The organism is Bacillota bacterium, assembly GCA_030705925.1.
Classification (GTDB): Bacteria; Bacillota; Clostridia; order Oscillospirales; family Feifaniaceae; genus JAUZPM01.
The window spans coordinates 23,191-39,896 of record JAUZPM010000016.1 but is presented as its reverse complement, the minus strand read 5'-3'; the positions used below and the strand labels follow the sequence as shown (position 1 = coordinate 39,896).

General features: G+C 46.2%; 25 protein-coding genes. All 25 read left to right on the top strand.

The window, feature by feature from the left end; genetic code table 11:
• The coding region (locus tag Q8865_04115) for a DUF1064 domain-containing protein (GenBank protein MDP4152615.1) at nucleotides 1-196 on the top strand (196 nt) is incomplete at its 5' end.
• A 16-nt stretch (nucleotides 197-212) separates the two neighbouring features.
• Nucleotides 213-602, top strand: coding sequence for a hypothetical protein (locus Q8865_04110; protein MDP4152614.1), 390 nt, complete (start codon nucleotides 213-215; stop codon nucleotides 600-602).
• Between the two features lie 107 nt (nucleotides 603-709).
• Nucleotides 710-1,201 (top strand): terminase small subunit, encoded by a 492-nt coding sequence (locus Q8865_04105; protein MDP4152613.1) that lies wholly within the window; start codon nucleotides 710-712, stop codon nucleotides 1,199-1,201.
• A complete protein-coding gene (locus tag Q8865_04100; protein ID MDP4152612.1) occupies nucleotides 1,185-2,450 on the top strand; it encodes a PBSX family phage terminase large subunit in 1,266 nt (421 codons plus the stop codon). Before Q8865_04105 ends, Q8865_04100 begins: the two co-directional genes overlap by 17 nt.
• Before the next feature lie 84 nt (nucleotides 2,451-2,534).
• A complete protein-coding gene (locus tag Q8865_04095) occupies nucleotides 2,535-3,962 on the top strand; it encodes a phage portal protein (protein ID MDP4152611.1) in 1,428 nt (475 codons plus the stop codon).
• On the top strand, nucleotides 3,943-5,646 hold the full coding sequence (locus Q8865_04090) for a minor capsid protein (protein ID MDP4152610.1): 1,704 nt from the start codon (nucleotides 3,943-3,945) through the stop codon (nucleotides 5,644-5,646). The genes Q8865_04095 and Q8865_04090 overlap by 20 nt, the downstream gene beginning before the upstream one ends.
• Nucleotides 5,647-5,826: a hypothetical protein gene (locus tag Q8865_04085; protein ID MDP4152609.1), complete on the top strand. Its 180-nt coding sequence runs from the start codon at nucleotides 5,647-5,649 to the stop codon at nucleotides 5,824-5,826.
• A 91-nt stretch (nucleotides 5,827-5,917) separates the two neighbouring features.
• Nucleotides 5,918-6,832: an Ig-like domain-containing protein gene (locus Q8865_04080; protein ID MDP4152608.1), complete on the top strand. Its 915-nt coding sequence runs from the start codon at nucleotides 5,918-5,920 to the stop codon at nucleotides 6,830-6,832.
• Between the two features lies 1 nt (nucleotide 6,833).
• Complete coding sequence (locus tag Q8865_04075) at nucleotides 6,834-7,175, top strand: PF13754 domain-containing protein (GenBank protein ID MDP4152607.1); 342 nt, start codon at nucleotides 6,834-6,836, stop codon at nucleotides 7,173-7,175.
• Entirely contained in the window at nucleotides 7,172-7,438 is a 267-nt protein-coding gene (locus tag Q8865_04070; protein MDP4152606.1) for a hypothetical protein, read from the top strand. The genes Q8865_04075 and Q8865_04070 overlap by 4 nt, the downstream gene beginning before the upstream one ends.
• Entirely contained in the window at nucleotides 7,428-7,613 is a 186-nt protein-coding gene (locus tag Q8865_04065) for a hypothetical protein (protein MDP4152605.1), read from the top strand. Before Q8865_04070 ends, Q8865_04065 begins: the two co-directional genes overlap by 11 nt.
• A 92-nt stretch (nucleotides 7,614-7,705) precedes the next feature.
• Entirely contained in the window at nucleotides 7,706-8,299 is a 594-nt protein-coding gene (locus Q8865_04060) for a phage scaffolding protein (protein MDP4152604.1), read from the top strand.
• Nucleotides 8,300-8,318: 19 nt separating this feature from the next.
• Nucleotides 8,319-9,275, top strand: coding sequence for a phage capsid protein (locus Q8865_04055; protein ID MDP4152603.1), 957 nt, complete (start codon nucleotides 8,319-8,321; stop codon nucleotides 9,273-9,275).
• 12 nt (nucleotides 9,276-9,287) lie between these two features.
• A complete protein-coding gene (locus Q8865_04050; GenBank protein ID MDP4152602.1) occupies nucleotides 9,288-9,557 on the top strand; it encodes a hypothetical protein in 270 nt (89 codons plus the stop codon).
• A gap of 15 nt (nucleotides 9,558-9,572) precedes the next feature.
• Complete coding sequence (locus Q8865_04045; protein ID MDP4152601.1) at nucleotides 9,573-9,965, top strand: hypothetical protein; 393 nt, start codon at nucleotides 9,573-9,575, stop codon at nucleotides 9,963-9,965.
• Nucleotides 9,959-10,309, top strand: a complete 351-nt coding sequence (locus Q8865_04040; protein MDP4152600.1) for a hypothetical protein — start codon at nucleotides 9,959-9,961, stop codon at nucleotides 10,307-10,309. The genes Q8865_04045 and Q8865_04040 overlap by 7 nt, the downstream gene beginning before the upstream one ends.
• Nucleotides 10,309-10,815, top strand: coding sequence for an HK97 gp10 family phage protein (locus Q8865_04035; protein ID MDP4152599.1), 507 nt, complete (start codon nucleotides 10,309-10,311; stop codon nucleotides 10,813-10,815). Before Q8865_04040 ends, Q8865_04035 begins: the two co-directional genes overlap by 1 nt.
• Entirely contained in the window at nucleotides 10,796-11,221 is a 426-nt protein-coding gene (locus Q8865_04030; GenBank protein MDP4152598.1) for a hypothetical protein, read from the top strand. The genes Q8865_04035 and Q8865_04030 overlap by 20 nt, the downstream gene beginning before the upstream one ends.
• A gap of 5 nt (nucleotides 11,222-11,226) precedes the next feature.
• On the top strand, nucleotides 11,227-11,406 hold the full coding sequence (locus tag Q8865_04025) for a hypothetical protein (GenBank protein ID MDP4152597.1): 180 nt from the start codon (nucleotides 11,227-11,229) through the stop codon (nucleotides 11,404-11,406).
• A gap of 1 nt (nucleotide 11,407) precedes the next feature.
• Nucleotides 11,408-12,718, top strand: a complete 1,311-nt coding sequence (locus Q8865_04020) for a phage tail sheath family protein (GenBank protein MDP4152596.1) — start codon at nucleotides 11,408-11,410, stop codon at nucleotides 12,716-12,718.
• Between the two features lie 16 nt (nucleotides 12,719-12,734).
• The gene (locus Q8865_04015) at nucleotides 12,735-13,202 is read left to right on the top strand and encodes a phage tail tube protein (protein ID MDP4152595.1); all 468 of its coding nucleotides are present in this window, start codon (nucleotides 12,735-12,737) and stop codon (nucleotides 13,200-13,202) included.
• 14 nt (nucleotides 13,203-13,216) lie between these two features.
• Nucleotides 13,217-13,645, top strand: coding sequence for a phage portal protein (locus tag Q8865_04010; protein ID MDP4152594.1), 429 nt, complete (start codon nucleotides 13,217-13,219; stop codon nucleotides 13,643-13,645).
• A 56-nt stretch (nucleotides 13,646-13,701) separates the two neighbouring features.
• The gene (locus Q8865_04005; GenBank protein MDP4152593.1) at nucleotides 13,702-13,827 is read left to right on the top strand and encodes a hypothetical protein; all 126 of its coding nucleotides are present in this window, start codon (nucleotides 13,702-13,704) and stop codon (nucleotides 13,825-13,827) included.
• Entirely contained in the window at nucleotides 13,827-16,046 is a 2,220-nt protein-coding gene (locus Q8865_04000; protein ID MDP4152592.1) for a tape measure protein, read from the top strand. Before Q8865_04005 ends, Q8865_04000 begins: the two co-directional genes overlap by 1 nt.
• Nucleotides 16,046-16,702 (top strand): LysM peptidoglycan-binding domain-containing protein, encoded by a 657-nt coding sequence (locus Q8865_03995; protein ID MDP4152591.1) that lies wholly within the window; start codon nucleotides 16,046-16,048, stop codon nucleotides 16,700-16,702. The genes Q8865_04000 and Q8865_03995 overlap by 1 nt, the downstream gene beginning before the upstream one ends.
• Nucleotides 16,703-16,706: the final 4 nt, after the last annotated feature.

Below are 16,706 nucleotides of genomic sequence, written 5' to 3'. Positions count from 1 at the left end.
GGGGGAGATCGTAGGCTTTGCGAGACAGGCACGTTTCCCACTGCTCGGCTGTGAGTACGTATGTGACTTCGTGGTCTGGTGGAAAGACGGCAGGGTAACAGTAGAGGATACAAAAGGCAAACGGACAGACACATATATCGTCAAGATAAAGCAATTTAAAGAGCTGTTCCCGAGTATTGAATTTGTCGAGCTTTAGAATGCGAGGTGCGCGAGTGACAAAAACAGAATTATCTCAGCTTTATTACTTGAACAGGGAAGTCGAGCAGCAGCAAAACAGGCTAAAGGAACTGCAGACAGCGGCAAATAAATGCACCACTATGATCACAGGCATGCCGAGAGGAAACGGAAAGGACCGTGACTTATTATTAGCAGAAATCGCAGACCTGCAGAACATTGTTGAGCTTAATTTATTAAAAATACAGATCGAGCGCGGGCGTCTTGAAAGATATATAAACGGGATAAACGACAGCAGGCTTAGGCTTATCATGCGCCTGCGGTATATCAACGGCATGAAGTGGTATCAGATAGCGATGGAGATAGGCGGGGGCAATACCGAGGACAGCATCAAGAAGGCGGTATACAGATTTACGAAAAACATATAAGTTGTCCCTTTTGTCCCGAAAATATGTGATAATATATAAACTGTATTAATATGAACCGTCCGAAAGGGCGGTTTTTTAATTGACTGAAAGGCGGTGATGTGATGATGCTGACTGCGAAGCAGCAGCGTTTTGTAGAAGAATATCTGATAGATCTGAATGCTACGCAGGCCGCTATCCGTGCCGGTTATTCACCTAAAACCGCAAACGAGCAGGGAGCGCAGAACTTAGCGAAAGTTAGTGTATCAGACGCTATCCAAAAGGCACTCAGCGAAAGAAGCAGGCGCACAGGCATAAACCAGGAGAGAGTTATCGAAGAGCTTGCGAAGATTGCTTTTCTAAACCCTGCCGATGTGATCGATATGAATGAAGCCACTATCCGGGGGGACGCAAACCGTGAGGATACAGCTTGTCTCGCTTCCGTAAAAGTCAAGGTTATACCCTCTGAAGACGGTAACATCACAGAACGTGAGGTAAAGACCTATGACAAGATCAAGGCGCTTGAACTGCTTGGGCGGCATCTGGGGATGTTCAGCGACAAACTGAAGCTGGAAGGTCCCGTTCCTGTTGTTATATCCGGGGCGGATGACCTTGAAGATTAAAGTCAAGCTGCCTGAAATAGTCGGCAAGGGTTATGGCACCTATTGGCGCTTTAAAGGAAGATACAGGGTATGCAAGGGCAGCCGTGCCTCAAAGAAGTCTAAAACCACTGCTCTATGGTATATCACCAATATGATGAGATACCCGGAGGCAAACACTCTGGTCGTCAGAAAGGTTTTTAGAACGCTCAAGGACAGCTGTTTTACAGAGCTTAAATGGGCTATAAACCGCCTCGGCGTCGCCGCATGGTGGGAGGTCAAAGAGAGTCCGCTTGAAATGACATATAAGCCTACAGGTCAGAAGATCTATTTCAGGGGGCTAGACGATCCGCTCAAAGTCACTTCTATAACGGTTGAAGTCGGATATCTGTGCTGGATGTGGCTTGAAGAGGCATATGAGGTAATGAACGAGACTGATTTTGATTTACTTGATGAGTCCATCCGTGGCGCTATCCCGCGAGAAACAGGCTTGTTCAAACAGATCACACTCACTTTCAACCCATGGAATGAAAAACACTGGATCAAAAAGCGGTTCTTCGATGCCTCCCCTGATCCTGATATCCTTGCCGTGACATCGAATTACATGTGTAATGAATGGTTAGATGCGGCGGATAAAAAGGTGTTTGAGGCAATGAAAAGGAATAATCCAAGACGGTATAAGGTGGCAGGGCTTGGGGACTGGGGCATTGTTGAAGGGCTTATATATGAGAACTGGGAAGAAAAAGAGTTCAACTATAAGACCGATGAATTTAAGAAGATGTATCCGAACATCAAAAGCGCGTTCGGCCTCGACTTTGGGTACACGCAAGATCCGTCAGCCTTATTCTGCGGTCTTGTTGACACTGATACAAAAGAGATATTTGTATTTGATGAGATGTACGAAAAGGCGCTCACGAACAAGATGATATATCAAAAGATCCTTCTCATGGGCTATGTAAAAGAAAAGATCCGTGCGGATTCTGCTGAGCCGAAAAGCATAGACGAGCTGAGGGATCTTGGTCTGTACAATATCAGATCCGCCCGTAAGGGCAAAGACAGCATAAACAACGGCATTCAGTACATACAGGACTATAAAATATACATTCATCCAAAGTGTGTAAATTTCATTACAGAGATAAGCAATTACACATGGGATGTTGATAAAACAGGGAAAAAGATCAACAAGCCTGTAGATGATTTCAACCACCTGCTTGACGCGTTCAGGTATGCGATGGAAGACTTCAGACTGGGTGATACATTTAGTTTTGATTAAAGGGAGGTGACACGAGTGTTTGATTTTTTAGGCGGCTTGCCAGAGGCTTTTAAAGGGATAATCGCAAGGGGAGCGGCATCCGGCATGACTGAGAAGCAGTTTTTTGAGCTGGAGATAGCAAAATGGAAACGCTCGCCTCATAGAAAAGAAATGATAACCGGCGAGAGGTATTACATCGGCGAACATGACATCATGCATCGTAAGCGCACGGTGATCGGGAAAGACGGTCTGCCTCAGGAGGTAGATAACCTCCCGAACAACAAGATAGTCGATAATCAGTACGCAAAGATAGTGGATCAGAAAGTCAATTACCTATTAGGCAAACCGCTGACATTCAATTCCGATGATGACGGTTATGCAGATGCTTTGAAAGAGATCTTCAGCAAGCGGTTTCAGAGGACTTTAAAGAATCTAGGTGAGGATGCGCTGAACGGCGGTATAGCATGGCTTCATCCTTATTACGATGAAAACGGTGAATTGTCTTTTAAAAAATTCGATCCGTATGAGATCCTCCCTTTTTGGAAAGACGCCGAGCATACGATCCTTGACTGCGCCGTGCGGCTGTATGAAGTGCAGGCATACGAAGGGATAAGAGAGAAGATCATCGAAAAGGTGGAGATCTATAAAAAGGATGGCATCGAGCGGTATATCTTAAGCAATAACACTCTTATTCCTGACATTGAGAAGCCCAGCAGCACACACATGGTCGTTGTGGACGGTGACGGTAATGAAACCGGGCATAACTGGGCTAAGATCCCGCTTATAGCCTTCAAATACAACAACAAGGAAACGCCGCTCATAAAGCGTGTGAAGTCTTTGCAGGACGGCATAAATACCATACTGTCAGACTTTGAAAACAACATGCAGGAGGATGCAAGGAATACTATTTTAGTGCTTAAAAACTATGACGGTACGAACCTTGCAGAGTTCAGACATAACTTAGCGACGTATGGCGTTGTAAAGGTCAAGACAGTGGACGGAGCTGACGGCGCAGTCGAAACGCTGACTCTTGATGTGAACGCCGATAATTACAAAGCTATCCTTGAGCTTTTCAAAAAGGCGCTCATAGAAAACGCCAGAGGGTATGACGCAAAGGATGACCGATTGAGCGGCAACCCGAATCAGATGAATATTCAGTCTATGTATTCTGATATAGACCTTGACGCAAACTGCATGGAAACTGAATTTCAAGCGGCATTTGAGGAACTGCTTTGGTTTATTAATGTGCATCTCGCCAACACCGGCAGAGGAAATTTTGAGAGCCAAGATGCAGAAGTCATATTCAACAGGGATATCCTTATCAATGAATCCGAAACTATAGACAACTGCGCAAAGTCTGTCGGCATACTCTCTGAAGAGACGATCGTTTCACAGCATCCGTGGACAACAGACGTCGATAAGGAGCTTGAAAGACTGAAAAAGGAAAAACAAGAGTCGATAGATGAATACCAGGGCGCTTTCGGGGCTGTAAAACCTTCAGGCGGTGATGGCGATGGCAATGAAAGCGCGTAATTACTGGCAGAAGCGTTTTGAAATGCTTGAAGAAGCTCAGCTCAAGACTGGACAGGCCTATTATTCAGAAGCGGAAAAACAGTTCACGAGGGCGGCGGCAAACGTTGAAAAGGAGATTTCAAACTGGTATAGAAGATTTGCCGAAAACAATGAAATTAGTCTCTTAGAAGCAAAGCGGCTTTTAAACAGCAGTCAGCTTAAGGAACTAAAGTGGGACATAGAGGAATACATAAAATACGGAAAAGAGAATGCCCTAGATCAGCGCTGGATGAAGGAACTTGAAAATGCCTCGGCAAAGGCGCATATAACAAGACTTGAAGCGCTGAAACTGCAGATACAGCAGCAGGCAGAGGTGTTATTCGGAAATCAGGTCGACGGCATAGACGAGCTGGCAAGGAAGATCTATTCAGACGGCTATTACCATACCGCCTATGAGATACAGAGAGGCTTCAACGTCGGATGGGATCTTCAGCCGTTAAATGAAAAGCAAGTTTCCGCAGTGGTTTCTAAGCCATGGACGGCAGACAATAAGACGTTCAAAGACAGGTGCTGGACGAATAAGCAGCAGCTTGTCAATACAGTTCACACGGAGCTCACCCAGGCGATCATAAGAGGCGATGCACCGACAAAGGCAATAAACAGGATCTCAAATCAGTTTACAGTAAGTAAGAATAAGGCGGGAAGGCTGATCATGACAGAGTCAGCCTTTTTTGCTTCAAAGTCACAGCAAGACTGCTTTAATGATCTTGACGTTGAAAAGTATCAGCTGGTCGCAACACTGGATCTGCGTACAAGCGAGATCTGTGAGGATCTCGATGGGCAGGTCTTTGCAATGAAAGACTATGAGATCGGGCTTACTGCTCCACCTTTTCACCCTTGGTGCAGGACCGTCACAGTTCCTTATTTTGAGGACGACTACGGTGAAAGAGCCGCAAGGGACAGTGAAGGCAAGACATACGATGTCCCGTCTGATATGACCTATAAGGACTGGAAAAAATCTTTTGCAAGTAAAGTTGACGAAAGAGAAAAACTGGATATAATAGAATCATATAGAACTAACAATATCCATATCATCGAAAACGGCGATATTTCTGTAAAGACTCTGTCTGACATCAAAAAAGCAAGTGACACTGTCACCAAAGATTTTCCGGGTTTGAATGGTTTTGTTTCGGATATATCATTCGGAGACTTGAACGGTGCGGTTGCTGAGAACCGCTTTAGTATCGATAGAACTGGTAAAGTCACTGATTCTGTCGTGCTTGATTCCGGGTGTTTTTCAGATACTAAAGGGACTATGCAGGTGCTTCATGACCATTATACAGAGGGTATCAGCTATCAAACTGAAAACATTGGAAGCCTTGTTGCTCATGAGTTGGGGCATGCGGCACATCAGCTGCTTGCATTGAACAGAGCCGGATATGTTAATGGGAAAAATTTATCATCTATACAAGTTTCGATTTTTCAGTCGGAACGTAAAAAAATATCACAGGAAATCTACTTGCAAGCTTTTACAGATGAAAGCTTTGAGGAGATTTTTCATAAAATATATAATGAACTTGGTCAACGGGCAAGTGAAAGCGGCGAAGAATTAATTGCGCAAAGCTTCGGAAATTATTATTTTGGAAAACATAAATCAAAAGTCGCTAAATCAATTGTTAAATTTTTTATGAAAGGATTTAGTTAGATGTATCGAATAAAGCCATTGTTTGAATATGCAGCGGGTTATTATATGATACTTCCGGACGATACAATTTACTTTAAACCTGACACGCCCGAAGACATCAAAGAACGTTTTACGAAAGACTGGGCAGAACATTTAAAAGAAGTAGAGGAACGCCATAAGAATGGAGACTATTCTGAATGATAATATTCAGTTGATACAGTCTTATAATTTTTGATAAAAACACTTGTGAAAGCAGGTGTTTTTTTATTATGCAAAGAAAGGAGTGGAAGCAATGGCGATACAAACGGTAAAAGCGACTGTAAACGGCACTGAGTATAGCCTCACATATAACTCGACATCAGGAAAGTGGGAAGCGACACTGACAGCGCCCAGCACATCTTCATTCACCAAAAGCGGCGGATATTACGGTGTTCAGGTGGCAGTGACAGATAATGCCGGAAATACGACAACGGTGAATCAGTCTGACGCTACGCTTGGAACAAGTTTAAGACTGACCGTAAAGGAAAAGGTCAAACCGACGATCACGATCGTGAACCCGGGCGCAGGGTCATATATCACAAACAATAAGCCGAGCATTTCGATCCAGCTGAGGGATAACGACAGCGGCATCAGCATTTCCACACTGTCCATCAAGATAGACAGCGGGTCAGCGGTTACGAACACATCTACAGGCGTTACATGCACAGCTGTCACAGGCGGGTATGATGTCACATACATACCTCAGACGGCTTTAGCGGACGGTCAGCACACTATCACTGTGAACATAAGCGACAATGACGGAAATGCGGCGGACGCAACGACAAGGACATTCAACGTTGATACACTGCCGCCTTCGCTTAATGTAAGCACACCCGCAGACGGACTTGTAACAAACAATCCGGCAGGCACAGTCAGCGGCACAACGAATGATGAACTCTCAAGCCCGGTCACTGTGACAATCAAGCTCAATAGCGTAGATCAGGGAACTGTAACGGTTTCAAGCGGCGCATTCAGCAAAGCGGTCACATACGCCGAAGGCACAAACACGATCGTCATCACAGCAAAGGACGCTCTCGGTCAGGCAACGACAATCACACGGACAGTCACCCTCGATACGACTCCGCCGAGTATTACCGCAATCGAGCTTGTACCTAACCCGGTTGACGCAGGCGCAACCTATGTCATCAAGGTTACGGTGACGGGATAGTATGGTCACTTCTATCATAGGCAGGGCGGACAGCTTTGACCTAGTATTCAGCTTAAGTTCAGCGGGGCAGTGGGAAGCCATTGTTCCCGCTGATCTTTCTGATGGCACATATGCCGTTGAAGTCTGGGCGGAGGATGAAAGCGGCAATACAGCGTACAGCACAGCGATCTTATATATGTTTGACGGCTGTGTATCAAAACTTGAGATCATAGAGGACAAATTCAAAACCCTTATACTAAGCGACAAAGTCAGGGCAGTGTTGAGAGCATCTAAATATGAGGCGGCTATGCATAATGAACGGTACTCTGCGCGTTGCTTTGAAAGGATGGTGGTGGAGCGGTGAATGCGGAGTTTATTTTAGGCGAAAGCAAGTACATAGATTTTGCTGTGAGCAGTAAAACAATAGACCAGTTTGTGATAGTGTCCGCAGGGTATGAGCTGAAAGACGATAACGGGGAAGTGATTACAAGCGGTCAGTGCGATATCGACGGGCATACTGTTTCAGCACTGATCACGCCGTCATCCAGAGGGCGGTTCATACTTGAGATAAATTATTCGATACCGCCGGAACAGCGGAAAGCGCGGGTGCTTGTTAATGTCATATAGTACAGCCCCGGTGATAACGATGGCAGAGCTTACACCAAACCCGGTCATTGCCGGAGCGTCATATATAATCAGGATCTCTATAGAGGAATGCACATACGGAAGGCTATCTGAGTATACTCATTCGCAGCTTACGGCGTTTACACATGGCGAACTTGGAAGCGCAAGACTTGACTGAAACCGCCTTTTTGGTATTGAAGGCGTAAACGAACAAGACAAATAGAACTGGACTGAACCAGGTAAAAAATGAATTTGAAAGGACTAGCATATATGAAAAAAGAGGATTTTATTAGTTTAGGGCTTGATGAGGCGGCAGCTCAGAAATGCGCGGACGCTTCAGCGGAAGAACTGAAAGGGTTTATACCTAAAACAAGGTTTGATGAGGTGAATGACGCTAAAAAACAGCTAGAAAAAGATGTTGCGGCAAGAGACACACAGCTTGAAACCTTGAAAACCTCCACAGGTGATGTGGAAACCCTGAAAAAACAGATAACAGATCTTCAGGCTCAAAACGCGACAGACAAGGCAACCTATGAAGCAGAGGTAAATCAGATGAAAGTAGACAGTATAGTCGAAAGATCTTTGATTGCGGCAAAGGCTAAAAGCACTGTTGCCGCAAAAGCGCTTCTCGCTGACTTCTTAGGGAACGCGGAGTTTGACGGAGATAGTATCAAAGGCTTGGATGAGGCAGTAAAAAAGCTGACCCAGTCGGATGACACCAAGTTCTTATTTGACACTGACACTAAAGGAAAACCTAATTTCAAAGGCATACTTCCGGGTGAAAAGAAAGACGGACAGCCTGGAAGCGCAAGACCGGCGACCCTTGCGGACGCGGTCAAATCACATTTTGAATCTAACGAGTAAAAGAAAGGCGGAATTATAAATGGCAGTTACACTAGCAGAAGCAAAAAAGGATGTTCAGGATGATCTTCAGCTTGGAGTCATCGATGAATTCTCAAAAAGCAATTTCCTATTCAACAGTTTGACGTTCGACGACTGCGTATCTCCCACGGGCGGAGGCGCTACACTTACATACGGCTATACAAGGCTCATCACACAGCCGACAGCGGAGTTTCGTGCGGTGAACACAGAGTATGCTTCGCAGGAAGTCACAAAACAGCGTTATACAGCGGATCTGAAGATCTTCGGCGGCGCTTTCCAGATAGACCGTGTCATCAGCAACATGGGAGGTATCGTATCAGAAACAACGCTTCAGATGCAGCAGAAGATCAAAGCCGCTTCTGCGCTCTTCAACGATACCGTCATTAACGGTGATTCAGCTGTCGATGAAAAGGCTTTCGACGGACTTGAGAAGGCTGTAACAGGATCATCAACAGAAATGATACCGGGAGCGGCAATCGACCTCTCAACTTCAGCATTGGTAGACGTGAACTACAAGGCTTTCCTTGATGTGCTGGATGAATTCCTGATGGGTCTTGACGGCACACCTTCATTCATCGGCGGCAACGTTAAGCTTATCGCAAAGATCCGCGCATGCGCTAGACGTGCAGGTATGTATCAGGTGACAAAGAACGATTTCGGTCAGCAGATAGAATCTTACGGCTCTATCCCGCTTGTAGACTTCGGGGCAAAGCCGGGAACAAACAGCCCTGTCGTGTCTGTTGACGGTACATCGGGAGAAACATCACTGTTTGCGGCAAGACTTGGTCTTGACGGCTTCCATGCGGTTTCAATGGCTGGCGTCGCCCCTGTTCAGTCATGGCTTCCTGATTTCAAAACTGCAGGAGCTGTAAAGACCGGCGAGGTCGAAATGGTTGCGGCAGTCGTTTTGAAGGCAACAAAAGCGGCCGGTATCCTCCGCAAAATTAAAGTACAGTAAGGTGGGGTCATAGTGGCACAGATATTTGCGCCTAATAAGCAGTATTCCGGCGTTTCTGCCGGGGTGACATTTAAAAACGGGATCGGGGCAACATCCGATCCCTATTTAATAGGCTGGTTCAAAGAGCATGGCTATGAAGCTCAAGAGCCAAAGCAGGAGCCAAAGAAAAAGGCTAAGGCTCAGGAAGACGAACAGGGCAAAGATGAAGACAGCAAAGATCAAGACAGCAAAGATGAAAATAGCGAAGAGGACAGCGGCTCTGCGGAAGAAAAATCTGAATAATGGATGTGATCTCACATGATGGACGATGTGAAAGAAATGCTTGCGGCGCTCGGTTATACCTTCATCCCTTCTGACGAGTGGATTCTAGGCGTTATAATCAAGAAAACAGAGGATCAGATAAAAAGCGAATGCGGCGTGTATGACGCGGCTGTTCCGGGCTTGATAATTCCGGAGGCTCTGCATGAGACAGCTGCCCAAATGTCTGCGGCTGAATTTCTAATGTTTAAAAAGTCCACAGGTCAGCTTACCGGCTTTGACTTTGACGCCGCTGTAAAGCAGATTTCAGAGGGGGACACAAGCGTGACGTTTTCTGAGACTACACCTGAAAAACGTATGGACGATCTGATTTCATATCTGATCGATAAGGGAAATAACAAGCTAGCGTCTTACAGGTGCGTGAAATGGTGAACAGTTTAAAAGCCCTATGGAATGGGGTGTCCAATATAACCGTCCAGACGGAGGTCACTGACCCTGTTACAAAGCGGACAAGCTTTGAGCCTGTCGAACTTGTGACAGATGAGCCCTGCCGCTTATCCTTTAAAAACATAGCGAATGCGGTGGAAACAGCCACAGGAAACAAGGTTTCACAGGTGGTGAAATTGTTCCTTTCCCCTGAGATAAACGTTCCGGCAGGCGCTAAAATAACGGTCACGCAAAACGGGAGGACGACTGCTTATAAGAACAGCGGCGAGCCTGCGGTGTATTCGAGCCATCAGGAGATCATACTGGAACTTTTCAAGGGGTGGACGTGATGGCAAGCTGGGGAAACTGTGATTTTAAACAATTACAAAACCTTCAAAAGCAAATGGAGCGGCTGCAAAAGCAAGATCTTGAAAGCTTCTGTGAGAGCTGCGCTAAGGAGCTTGCCGCAAGGCTTCTCGCTAAAGTGATACGAAGAACGCCTGTAGGTCAGTACCCAGCGTCGGAGGGCAGAAAAGGCGGAACGCTGAGGCGTGGCTGGACGGCTAAAAGTGAATCAGACGCCTCAGGGGGCGGAAGCTCCAACGCTAAGACATACGCCGATTCGCTTAAAGTAACAAAGTCAGGCGATATGTATGAGGTTGAGATCATAAACCCTGTTTCATACGCTTCATATGTCGAGTATGGACACAGGACACGAGATCATAAAGGCTGGGTGGAGGGAAGATTCATGCTGACGATTTCAGAAAATGAGCTTGAGACGACTGCCCCAAAGGTGCTTGAAAGCAAGCTCATGAAATACCTAGGGGGATGCATAGATGGTAAACGGGATCATTGACGGGATATCCGTAAAGCTGAATGGCACATTTGGAGACGGATATAAGATATACAGCGATACAGTGGAGCAGGGTTTTAGCGAGCCTTGCTTTTTCATTTTGGCTTTAGATCCGTCACAGACTCCGCTTTTGGGAAACCGCTATCTAAGACAGCATCCGTTTGACGTGCATTACTTTCCCGCAAAGCCGGATAACTCAGAGCTTCATTCTATAGGCTCAGCGTTATTTTGCACACTGGAATTCATAACACTGTCTGACGGAAGCCTCGCGCGCGGGACAGACATGAAATATGAGATAGTGGATAATGTCCTGCATTTTTTTGTGAGCTTCGATCTTATAGTAAAGAAAATTGCTGAAGCGGAAGATCCGATGGGCGAATTAAAAACGGATATGAATGTGAAAGGGTGATAAGGTTGGCAAATAAAACGGGAGAAGGCGATATAAAAGAAGTCTTCACCAAAGAGCAGATCCTTTCATCAAAGAGGTATGAAAACAGACGGGATATTTTAAGCGCCCTTCTTGAAGACAGACCGTACAGCTTTGATGAAGCGGATGAAACGATAGATAGATTTTTGAAAGGTAAGGTGAAATAATATGGCGCTTGGCGGCGGAACATTCACAGTACAGAACAAAGCGCTTCCCGGTTCCTATATCAATTTTGTAAGCATTGCGAGAGCGGCCTCTGTGCTTTCGGAGAGAGGTATTGCCGCAATGCCCTTGGAACTCGACTGGGGCGCTGAGGGCATTGTTTTTGAAATGGACAGTGAAAACTTTCAGGCCGACTCAATGAAAGTCTTCGGGTATCCATATGGCAGCGACAAAATGAAGGGGCTTCGTGATCTTTTCAAGAATATCCGCAAAGGGTATTTTTACAGGCTTAATTCCGGCGTAAAGGCAGTTTGCGCATACGCGACAGCTAAATACTCAGGCATACGGGGCAATGACCTTAAGATCGTGATACAGACAAACGTCGACGACAGCTCAAAATTTGATGTATCGACATTCTTCGGAACCTTAAAGGTCGATACACAGGCGGTCAGCACGGCAACCGAGCTTAAGGGCAACGATTATGTCGATTTCAACGCATCGGCAACGCTCACGCTCACAGCGGGAACTCCGCTGACGGGCGGTACAAATGGAAGCGTGCCGGACGGTGCGGCATACCAGGCATTTTTAGATAAGATCGAGTCTTATTCATTCAATGCGCTGGGCTGTACATCCGTAAGCTCTGATATAACAGCGCTCTTCACCGCGTTTACTAAGCGTATGCGTGATGAACTTGGCGTTAAATTTCAGACAGTGCTGTACCGAACGGCATCGGCAGATCATGAGGGCGTTATCTCCGTTGAGAATAAAGCAACTGACACGGGCGCGGCGGAGTCTTCGCTTGTTTACTGGGTGACCGGCGCTGAAGCCGGGTGCGCCGTAAATAAGAGCAACACAAACAAGGCGTATGACGGCGAATATACCGTTGACGTCGACTATACACAAAACGCATTTGAAAGCGGGCTTAAGTCTGGCAAATTCATGTTTCACAGGGTCGGTGATGATGTGCGTGTGCTTGAGGATATCAACACATTCACATCCGTTACTGCTGAGAAATCAGAGGATTTCGGCAATAACCAGACTGTCAGAGTGCTCGATCAGATCGCGAACGATATAGCGGTACTCTTCAACACAAAGTATCTTGGCAATGTTCCGAATGACGCTTCCGGGAGGATCTCTTTATGGAACGACATTGTAAAGCATCACCAGGATCTGCAGAACATGAGAGCGATCGAGGATTTTAGCGCTGAAGACGTGACGGTAACGGCGGGAGACAGCAGAAAGGCTGTTGTGGTAAACGACGTTGTAACGCCTGTCAATGCAATGGCTCAGCTTTATATGACCGTTGTGGTAGAGTAAGGAAGGAGGAATCAGGATGACAAATACAATGAACGGCAGGGACGCGGTTTCAGCGTCTCTGGCGGAATGCTTTGTGACAATTGAGGGCAACAGATACAATCTGATGCAGGCTATCAATCTTGAGGCAAAGTTTGAAAAGAACAAAAGCGAAGTTCCTATCCTCGGCAGAACGGGGAAGGGGAACAAGGCTACAAGCTGGAAAGGCACAGGCTCAGCGACATTCCACTACAACACCAGCATTTTTAGAGAGCTTCTCTATAGGTATAAGAACACTGGCGAGGATGTTTATTTCGATATCCAGATAACGAATGAAGACCCGACGTCCAGCGTCGGCAGGCAGACGATCATACTGAAAGACTGCAATGTTGACGGCGGCATACTTGCTAAGTTTGACGCAGATGCCGAGTATCTTGATGAGGATATGGATTTCACATTTGAAGATTTTGAAATGCCTGAACAGTTTTCAATGCTGTCAGGAATGTAATGGGAGGATAACAGATGAGTGAACTAAGCGCATTTTTGGCACAGAATGCTGTGAAGGTAGATCATATAAAATACGTGGCGTCAAAACGATTCCTCGGAAGTGACGGTCAGCCTATCCCCTGGGAGATCGCATGCATAACCTCAACAGAGGATGAAGCACTGCGAAAAGCCTGCACTAAGCGTGTGCAGGTACCGGGTAAGAGGAACCAGTTCACACAGGAAACGGACTTCAACTTATATCTTGGAAGGCTTGCCGCAAAGTGTACGGTTTTTCCGAACCTTGACGACGCGGAGCTTCAGAATTCATATAGCGCGATGGGGGCGGACGCACTTCTTAAAACCATGCTGACGCCGGGCGAATATGCGGATTATCTTTCAAAGATCCAAGAAGTGAACGGCTTTGACGTGACACTGGAAGATGCGGTGGAAGAAGCAAAAAACTGATCGAGGAAGGCGATTTTGAAGCGAATATCGCTTATTATTGCCTTCATAAACTCCACATGCTTCCCTCACAGTTCGTAAATCTCGACAAGCAGGAAAAGGCGTTTGTAATAGCCGCCGTCCAGCTGAAGATAGAAGCGGAGCAGAAGGAAGCTAAAAAAATAAAGGCAAAGAAAAGCAGATAATGGGATGGCAAACGCCGTCCCGTTATTTCGTAAAGGCAGGTGGAAAGATGGGAACGATCAGGACATCCATTCAGATCATGGACGGAATGACCCCGGCTTTCAGAAGCATGACAAAAGCTATCGACATTACTTTGAACAGCTTTGAAGCCGTTCAGAAGGCTTCGCATAATGCCGTTGATACCAGCAGTATCAAGGCGGCAAGAGAAGAGATGTCAAAGGCGGAAGCGTCATTTGGCAAGATCGAGCAGGAGATACGCTCGGCGAACGGCTCAGAACAGCAGTTCAACAGATCCATGGAGAGCGGCGGAGGCATAGCCCAGGGGTTGAAATCAAAAATAATGGGGATCGCCGCTTCTCTGGGTGCGGCTTTTGGCGCTAAACAGGTGTTTGACCTTTCGGATCAGATGACGCTTACAACGGCGAGACTGGGGCTGATGAAGGACAAACTGCAGTCTACGGCAGATCTGCAGAAGGAAATATTTAATTCTGCTCAGCGGTCAAGGGCATCATATATCGATACGGCAAACGCTGTCTCTAAACTTGGGATATTGTCACGGGACGCATTCAAAAACTCAAAAGAAATGGTCCTTTTCACGGAACTTATGAACAAGAACTTTAAAATAGGCGGCGCAAGCGTGGAAGAACAGACTGCCGGAATGTATCAGCTGACACAGGCTATGGCGTCGGGAAAGCTTCAGGGCGACGAGTTCCGCTCTATCATGGAGAATGCTCCGCTGCTGGCGCAATCCATAGCCGATTATTTAAAGAAGCCTATGGGCGAAATGAAACAGTTGTCAGCTGACGGCAAGATCACATCTGACATTATAAAGAATGCCATGTTCGCGGCGGCTGATCAGACGAATGCTCGCTTTGCGGAGCTGCCTAAAACTATCGGGGACATCTGGACTGATATAAAAAACAGGGCAATCATAGCTTTTCAGCCTATTTTGCAGAAGATAAGCACTATCGCAAACAGCCCGAAGTTTCAGACGTTCGTCAATGATTTCGTGGGCAGTCTCGTAATAATCGCCGCAGTGGCGCTATGGGTATTCAATATAATGACCTCGATGGCAAACGGGATAGCCGATAACTGGGGCTCGATAGTGCCTGTACTCTGGGGCATCGTTTTTGCCATGGCGGCATATAAAACGATTGCACTTATAACAAACGGAGTGATTGCCTATCAGGCATTTGTGGAGAAGGTTAGCGCTGCGGCAAAGGCGTTCAAAACCGGCATGATTGACAAAGACACGAAAGCCACATGGGCAAATGTCATTGCGCAAGATGGACTTAACGCCGCTTTGTTAGCCTGCCCGATAACATGGATCATCCTTGCTATAATCGCACTTATAGTGATATTTTACGCGGCTGTGGCGGCGGTGAACCATTTTACAGGGAAAAGCTTGAGCGCAACCGGGCTCATCTGCGGGGCTTTCCTTTATGCGGCCGCCTTTATCGGCAACTTGGTCATAGGAGTAATCAACGAAATCCTCCAATGTCTCTATACACGTTTTGTAGAGCCTTTCATTGGTATCATTGAATGGATTTTGAATGTCACTAACGGCGGTTTTGACAGTTTGAAAGACGCGGCTATAAATCTGATCGGTCAGCTCATTTCATGGGTCTTATCTTTTGGAAAAATAGCTACAAAAGTCATTGACTCTATTACGGGAAAGGATTTGACCGCAAAGATTGAATCTTTACAGAGCAGTGTTCTTAGCTGGGGCAAAAATGACAAGGCTATAACGCTGGAGAGGAAAGCGCCTCAGATCAACTATCATTTTGATTACGGCAAAGCGTGGGACACTGGATATAACTTTGGCAAAAACCTTGATGGCAAACTTTCTTTTAAGAATATCCTTAAAAATTCAAAAGACGCTCTTGGCGGCCTTGATGGATATGATGGTCTTGGTGATCTGGGAAACGGGCTCGGAGGCATTGACGACACCCTTGACAACATCAAAAACAACGGTGCATCTACTGCGGAGAACACGGCTTCCATGAAAGACAATATGCAGACGTCTGAGGAAGATCTGAAGTATCTGCGTGATATTGCGGAGCAGGAAGCAGTGAACAGGTTTACGACGGCTGAAATCAAGGTGGATATGGTAAACAACAATAATGTAAGCTCCGGCATGGATCTTGACGGCATAGTTTCATATCTGGAAGATAAGGTATATGAGACAATGTCGGCGGCAGCGGAAGGGGCGAGCGCTTAATGTACACTATATTCTTGGACGGGGTGGCATTGCCTGTCGCCCCTTCTAAAATATCTATGAAGATAAAAAACCAGAACAAAACCATAAATCTTATCAATGACGGCGAGATCAATATACTGAAATCTGCGGGGCTTACCGAAGTCAGTTTTGAAGCGATCCTTCCACAGGTCAAATACCCGTTTGCCGTTTATCCTGACGGATTCAAGGAAGCGGACTTTTACCTTGATAAGCTGGAACAGCTAAAGGACAGCAGGTCGCCGTTCCAGTTTGTTTGCTCAAGGGTCACACAGGGCGGAAAGCTTCTATTTGACACCAACATCACCGTGTCACTGGAATCGTATGACGTTACAGATGATGCCGGAGAGGGTTTGGACATAACCGTTTCCATAGAGCTAAAGCAGTATAGGGAATACACGACTAAGACCGTTCAGCTTAACGACAATAAGACGGCAGCGACAGTCGAAACGGCAAGAGACACAGCGACAGCGCCCAAAATGAGCACATACACTGTGAAAAAAGGGGATCTTCTTTGGAATATCGCTAAGAAATATCTTGGAAACGGCGCACGATACACCGAAATATACGCTCTGAACAAAGACAAGATCAAAGATCCAAGCCTGATCTATCCGGGTCAGGTGCTTACCATGCCGTCATAGAAAG

What these genes read in the sequence shown, in the direction of transcription:
- Q8865_04085 (MDP4152609.1), top strand. Translation starts at nt 5,647, where the DNA reads ATGTATCGAATAAAGCCATTGTTTGAATATGCAGCGGGTTATTATATG.
- Q8865_03995 (MDP4152591.1), top strand. Translation starts at nt 16,046, where the DNA reads ATGTACACTATATTCTTGGACGGGGTGGCATTGCCTGTCGCCCCTTCT.
- Q8865_04045 (MDP4152601.1), top strand. Translation starts at nt 9,573, where the DNA reads ATGATGGACGATGTGAAAGAAATGCTTGCGGCGCTCGGTTATACCTTC.
- Q8865_04065 (MDP4152605.1), top strand. Translation starts at nt 7,428, where the DNA reads ATGTCATATAGTACAGCCCCGGTGATAACGATGGCAGAGCTTACACCA.
- Q8865_04040 (MDP4152600.1), top strand. Translation starts at nt 9,959, where the DNA reads ATGGTGAACAGTTTAAAAGCCCTATGGAATGGGGTGTCCAATATAACC.
- Q8865_04080 (MDP4152608.1), top strand. Translation starts at nt 5,918, where the DNA reads ATGGCGATACAAACGGTAAAAGCGACTGTAAACGGCACTGAGTATAGC.
- Q8865_04015 (MDP4152595.1), top strand. Translation starts at nt 12,735, where the DNA reads ATGACAAATACAATGAACGGCAGGGACGCGGTTTCAGCGTCTCTGGCG.
- Q8865_04055 (MDP4152603.1), top strand. Translation starts at nt 8,319, where the DNA reads ATGGCAGTTACACTAGCAGAAGCAAAAAAGGATGTTCAGGATGATCTT.
- Q8865_04000 (MDP4152592.1), top strand. Translation starts at nt 13,827, where the DNA reads ATGGGATGGCAAACGCCGTCCCGTTATTTCGTAAAGGCAGGTGGAAAG.
- Q8865_04100 (MDP4152612.1), top strand. Translation starts at nt 1,185, where the DNA reads ATGACCTTGAAGATTAAAGTCAAGCTGCCTGAAATAGTCGGCAAGGGT.
- Q8865_04030 (MDP4152598.1), top strand. Translation starts at nt 10,796, where the DNA reads ATGGTAAACGGGATCATTGACGGGATATCCGTAAAGCTGAATGGCACA.
- Q8865_04095 (MDP4152611.1), top strand. Translation starts at nt 2,535, where the DNA reads ATGACTGAGAAGCAGTTTTTTGAGCTGGAGATAGCAAAATGGAAACGC.
- Q8865_04035 (MDP4152599.1), top strand. Translation starts at nt 10,309, where the DNA reads ATGGCAAGCTGGGGAAACTGTGATTTTAAACAATTACAAAACCTTCAA.
- Q8865_04075 (MDP4152607.1), top strand. Translation starts at nt 6,834, where the DNA reads ATGGTCACTTCTATCATAGGCAGGGCGGACAGCTTTGACCTAGTATTC.
- Q8865_04060 (MDP4152604.1), top strand. Translation starts at nt 7,706, where the DNA reads ATGAAAAAAGAGGATTTTATTAGTTTAGGGCTTGATGAGGCGGCAGCT.
- Q8865_04090 (MDP4152610.1), top strand. Translation starts at nt 3,943, where the DNA reads ATGGCAATGAAAGCGCGTAATTACTGGCAGAAGCGTTTTGAAATGCTT.
- Q8865_04020 (MDP4152596.1), top strand. Translation starts at nt 11,408, where the DNA reads ATGGCGCTTGGCGGCGGAACATTCACAGTACAGAACAAAGCGCTTCCC.
- Q8865_04010 (MDP4152594.1), top strand. Translation starts at nt 13,217, where the DNA reads ATGAGTGAACTAAGCGCATTTTTGGCACAGAATGCTGTGAAGGTAGAT.
- Q8865_04005 (MDP4152593.1), top strand. Translation starts at nt 13,702, where the DNA reads ATGCTTCCCTCACAGTTCGTAAATCTCGACAAGCAGGAAAAGGCGTTT.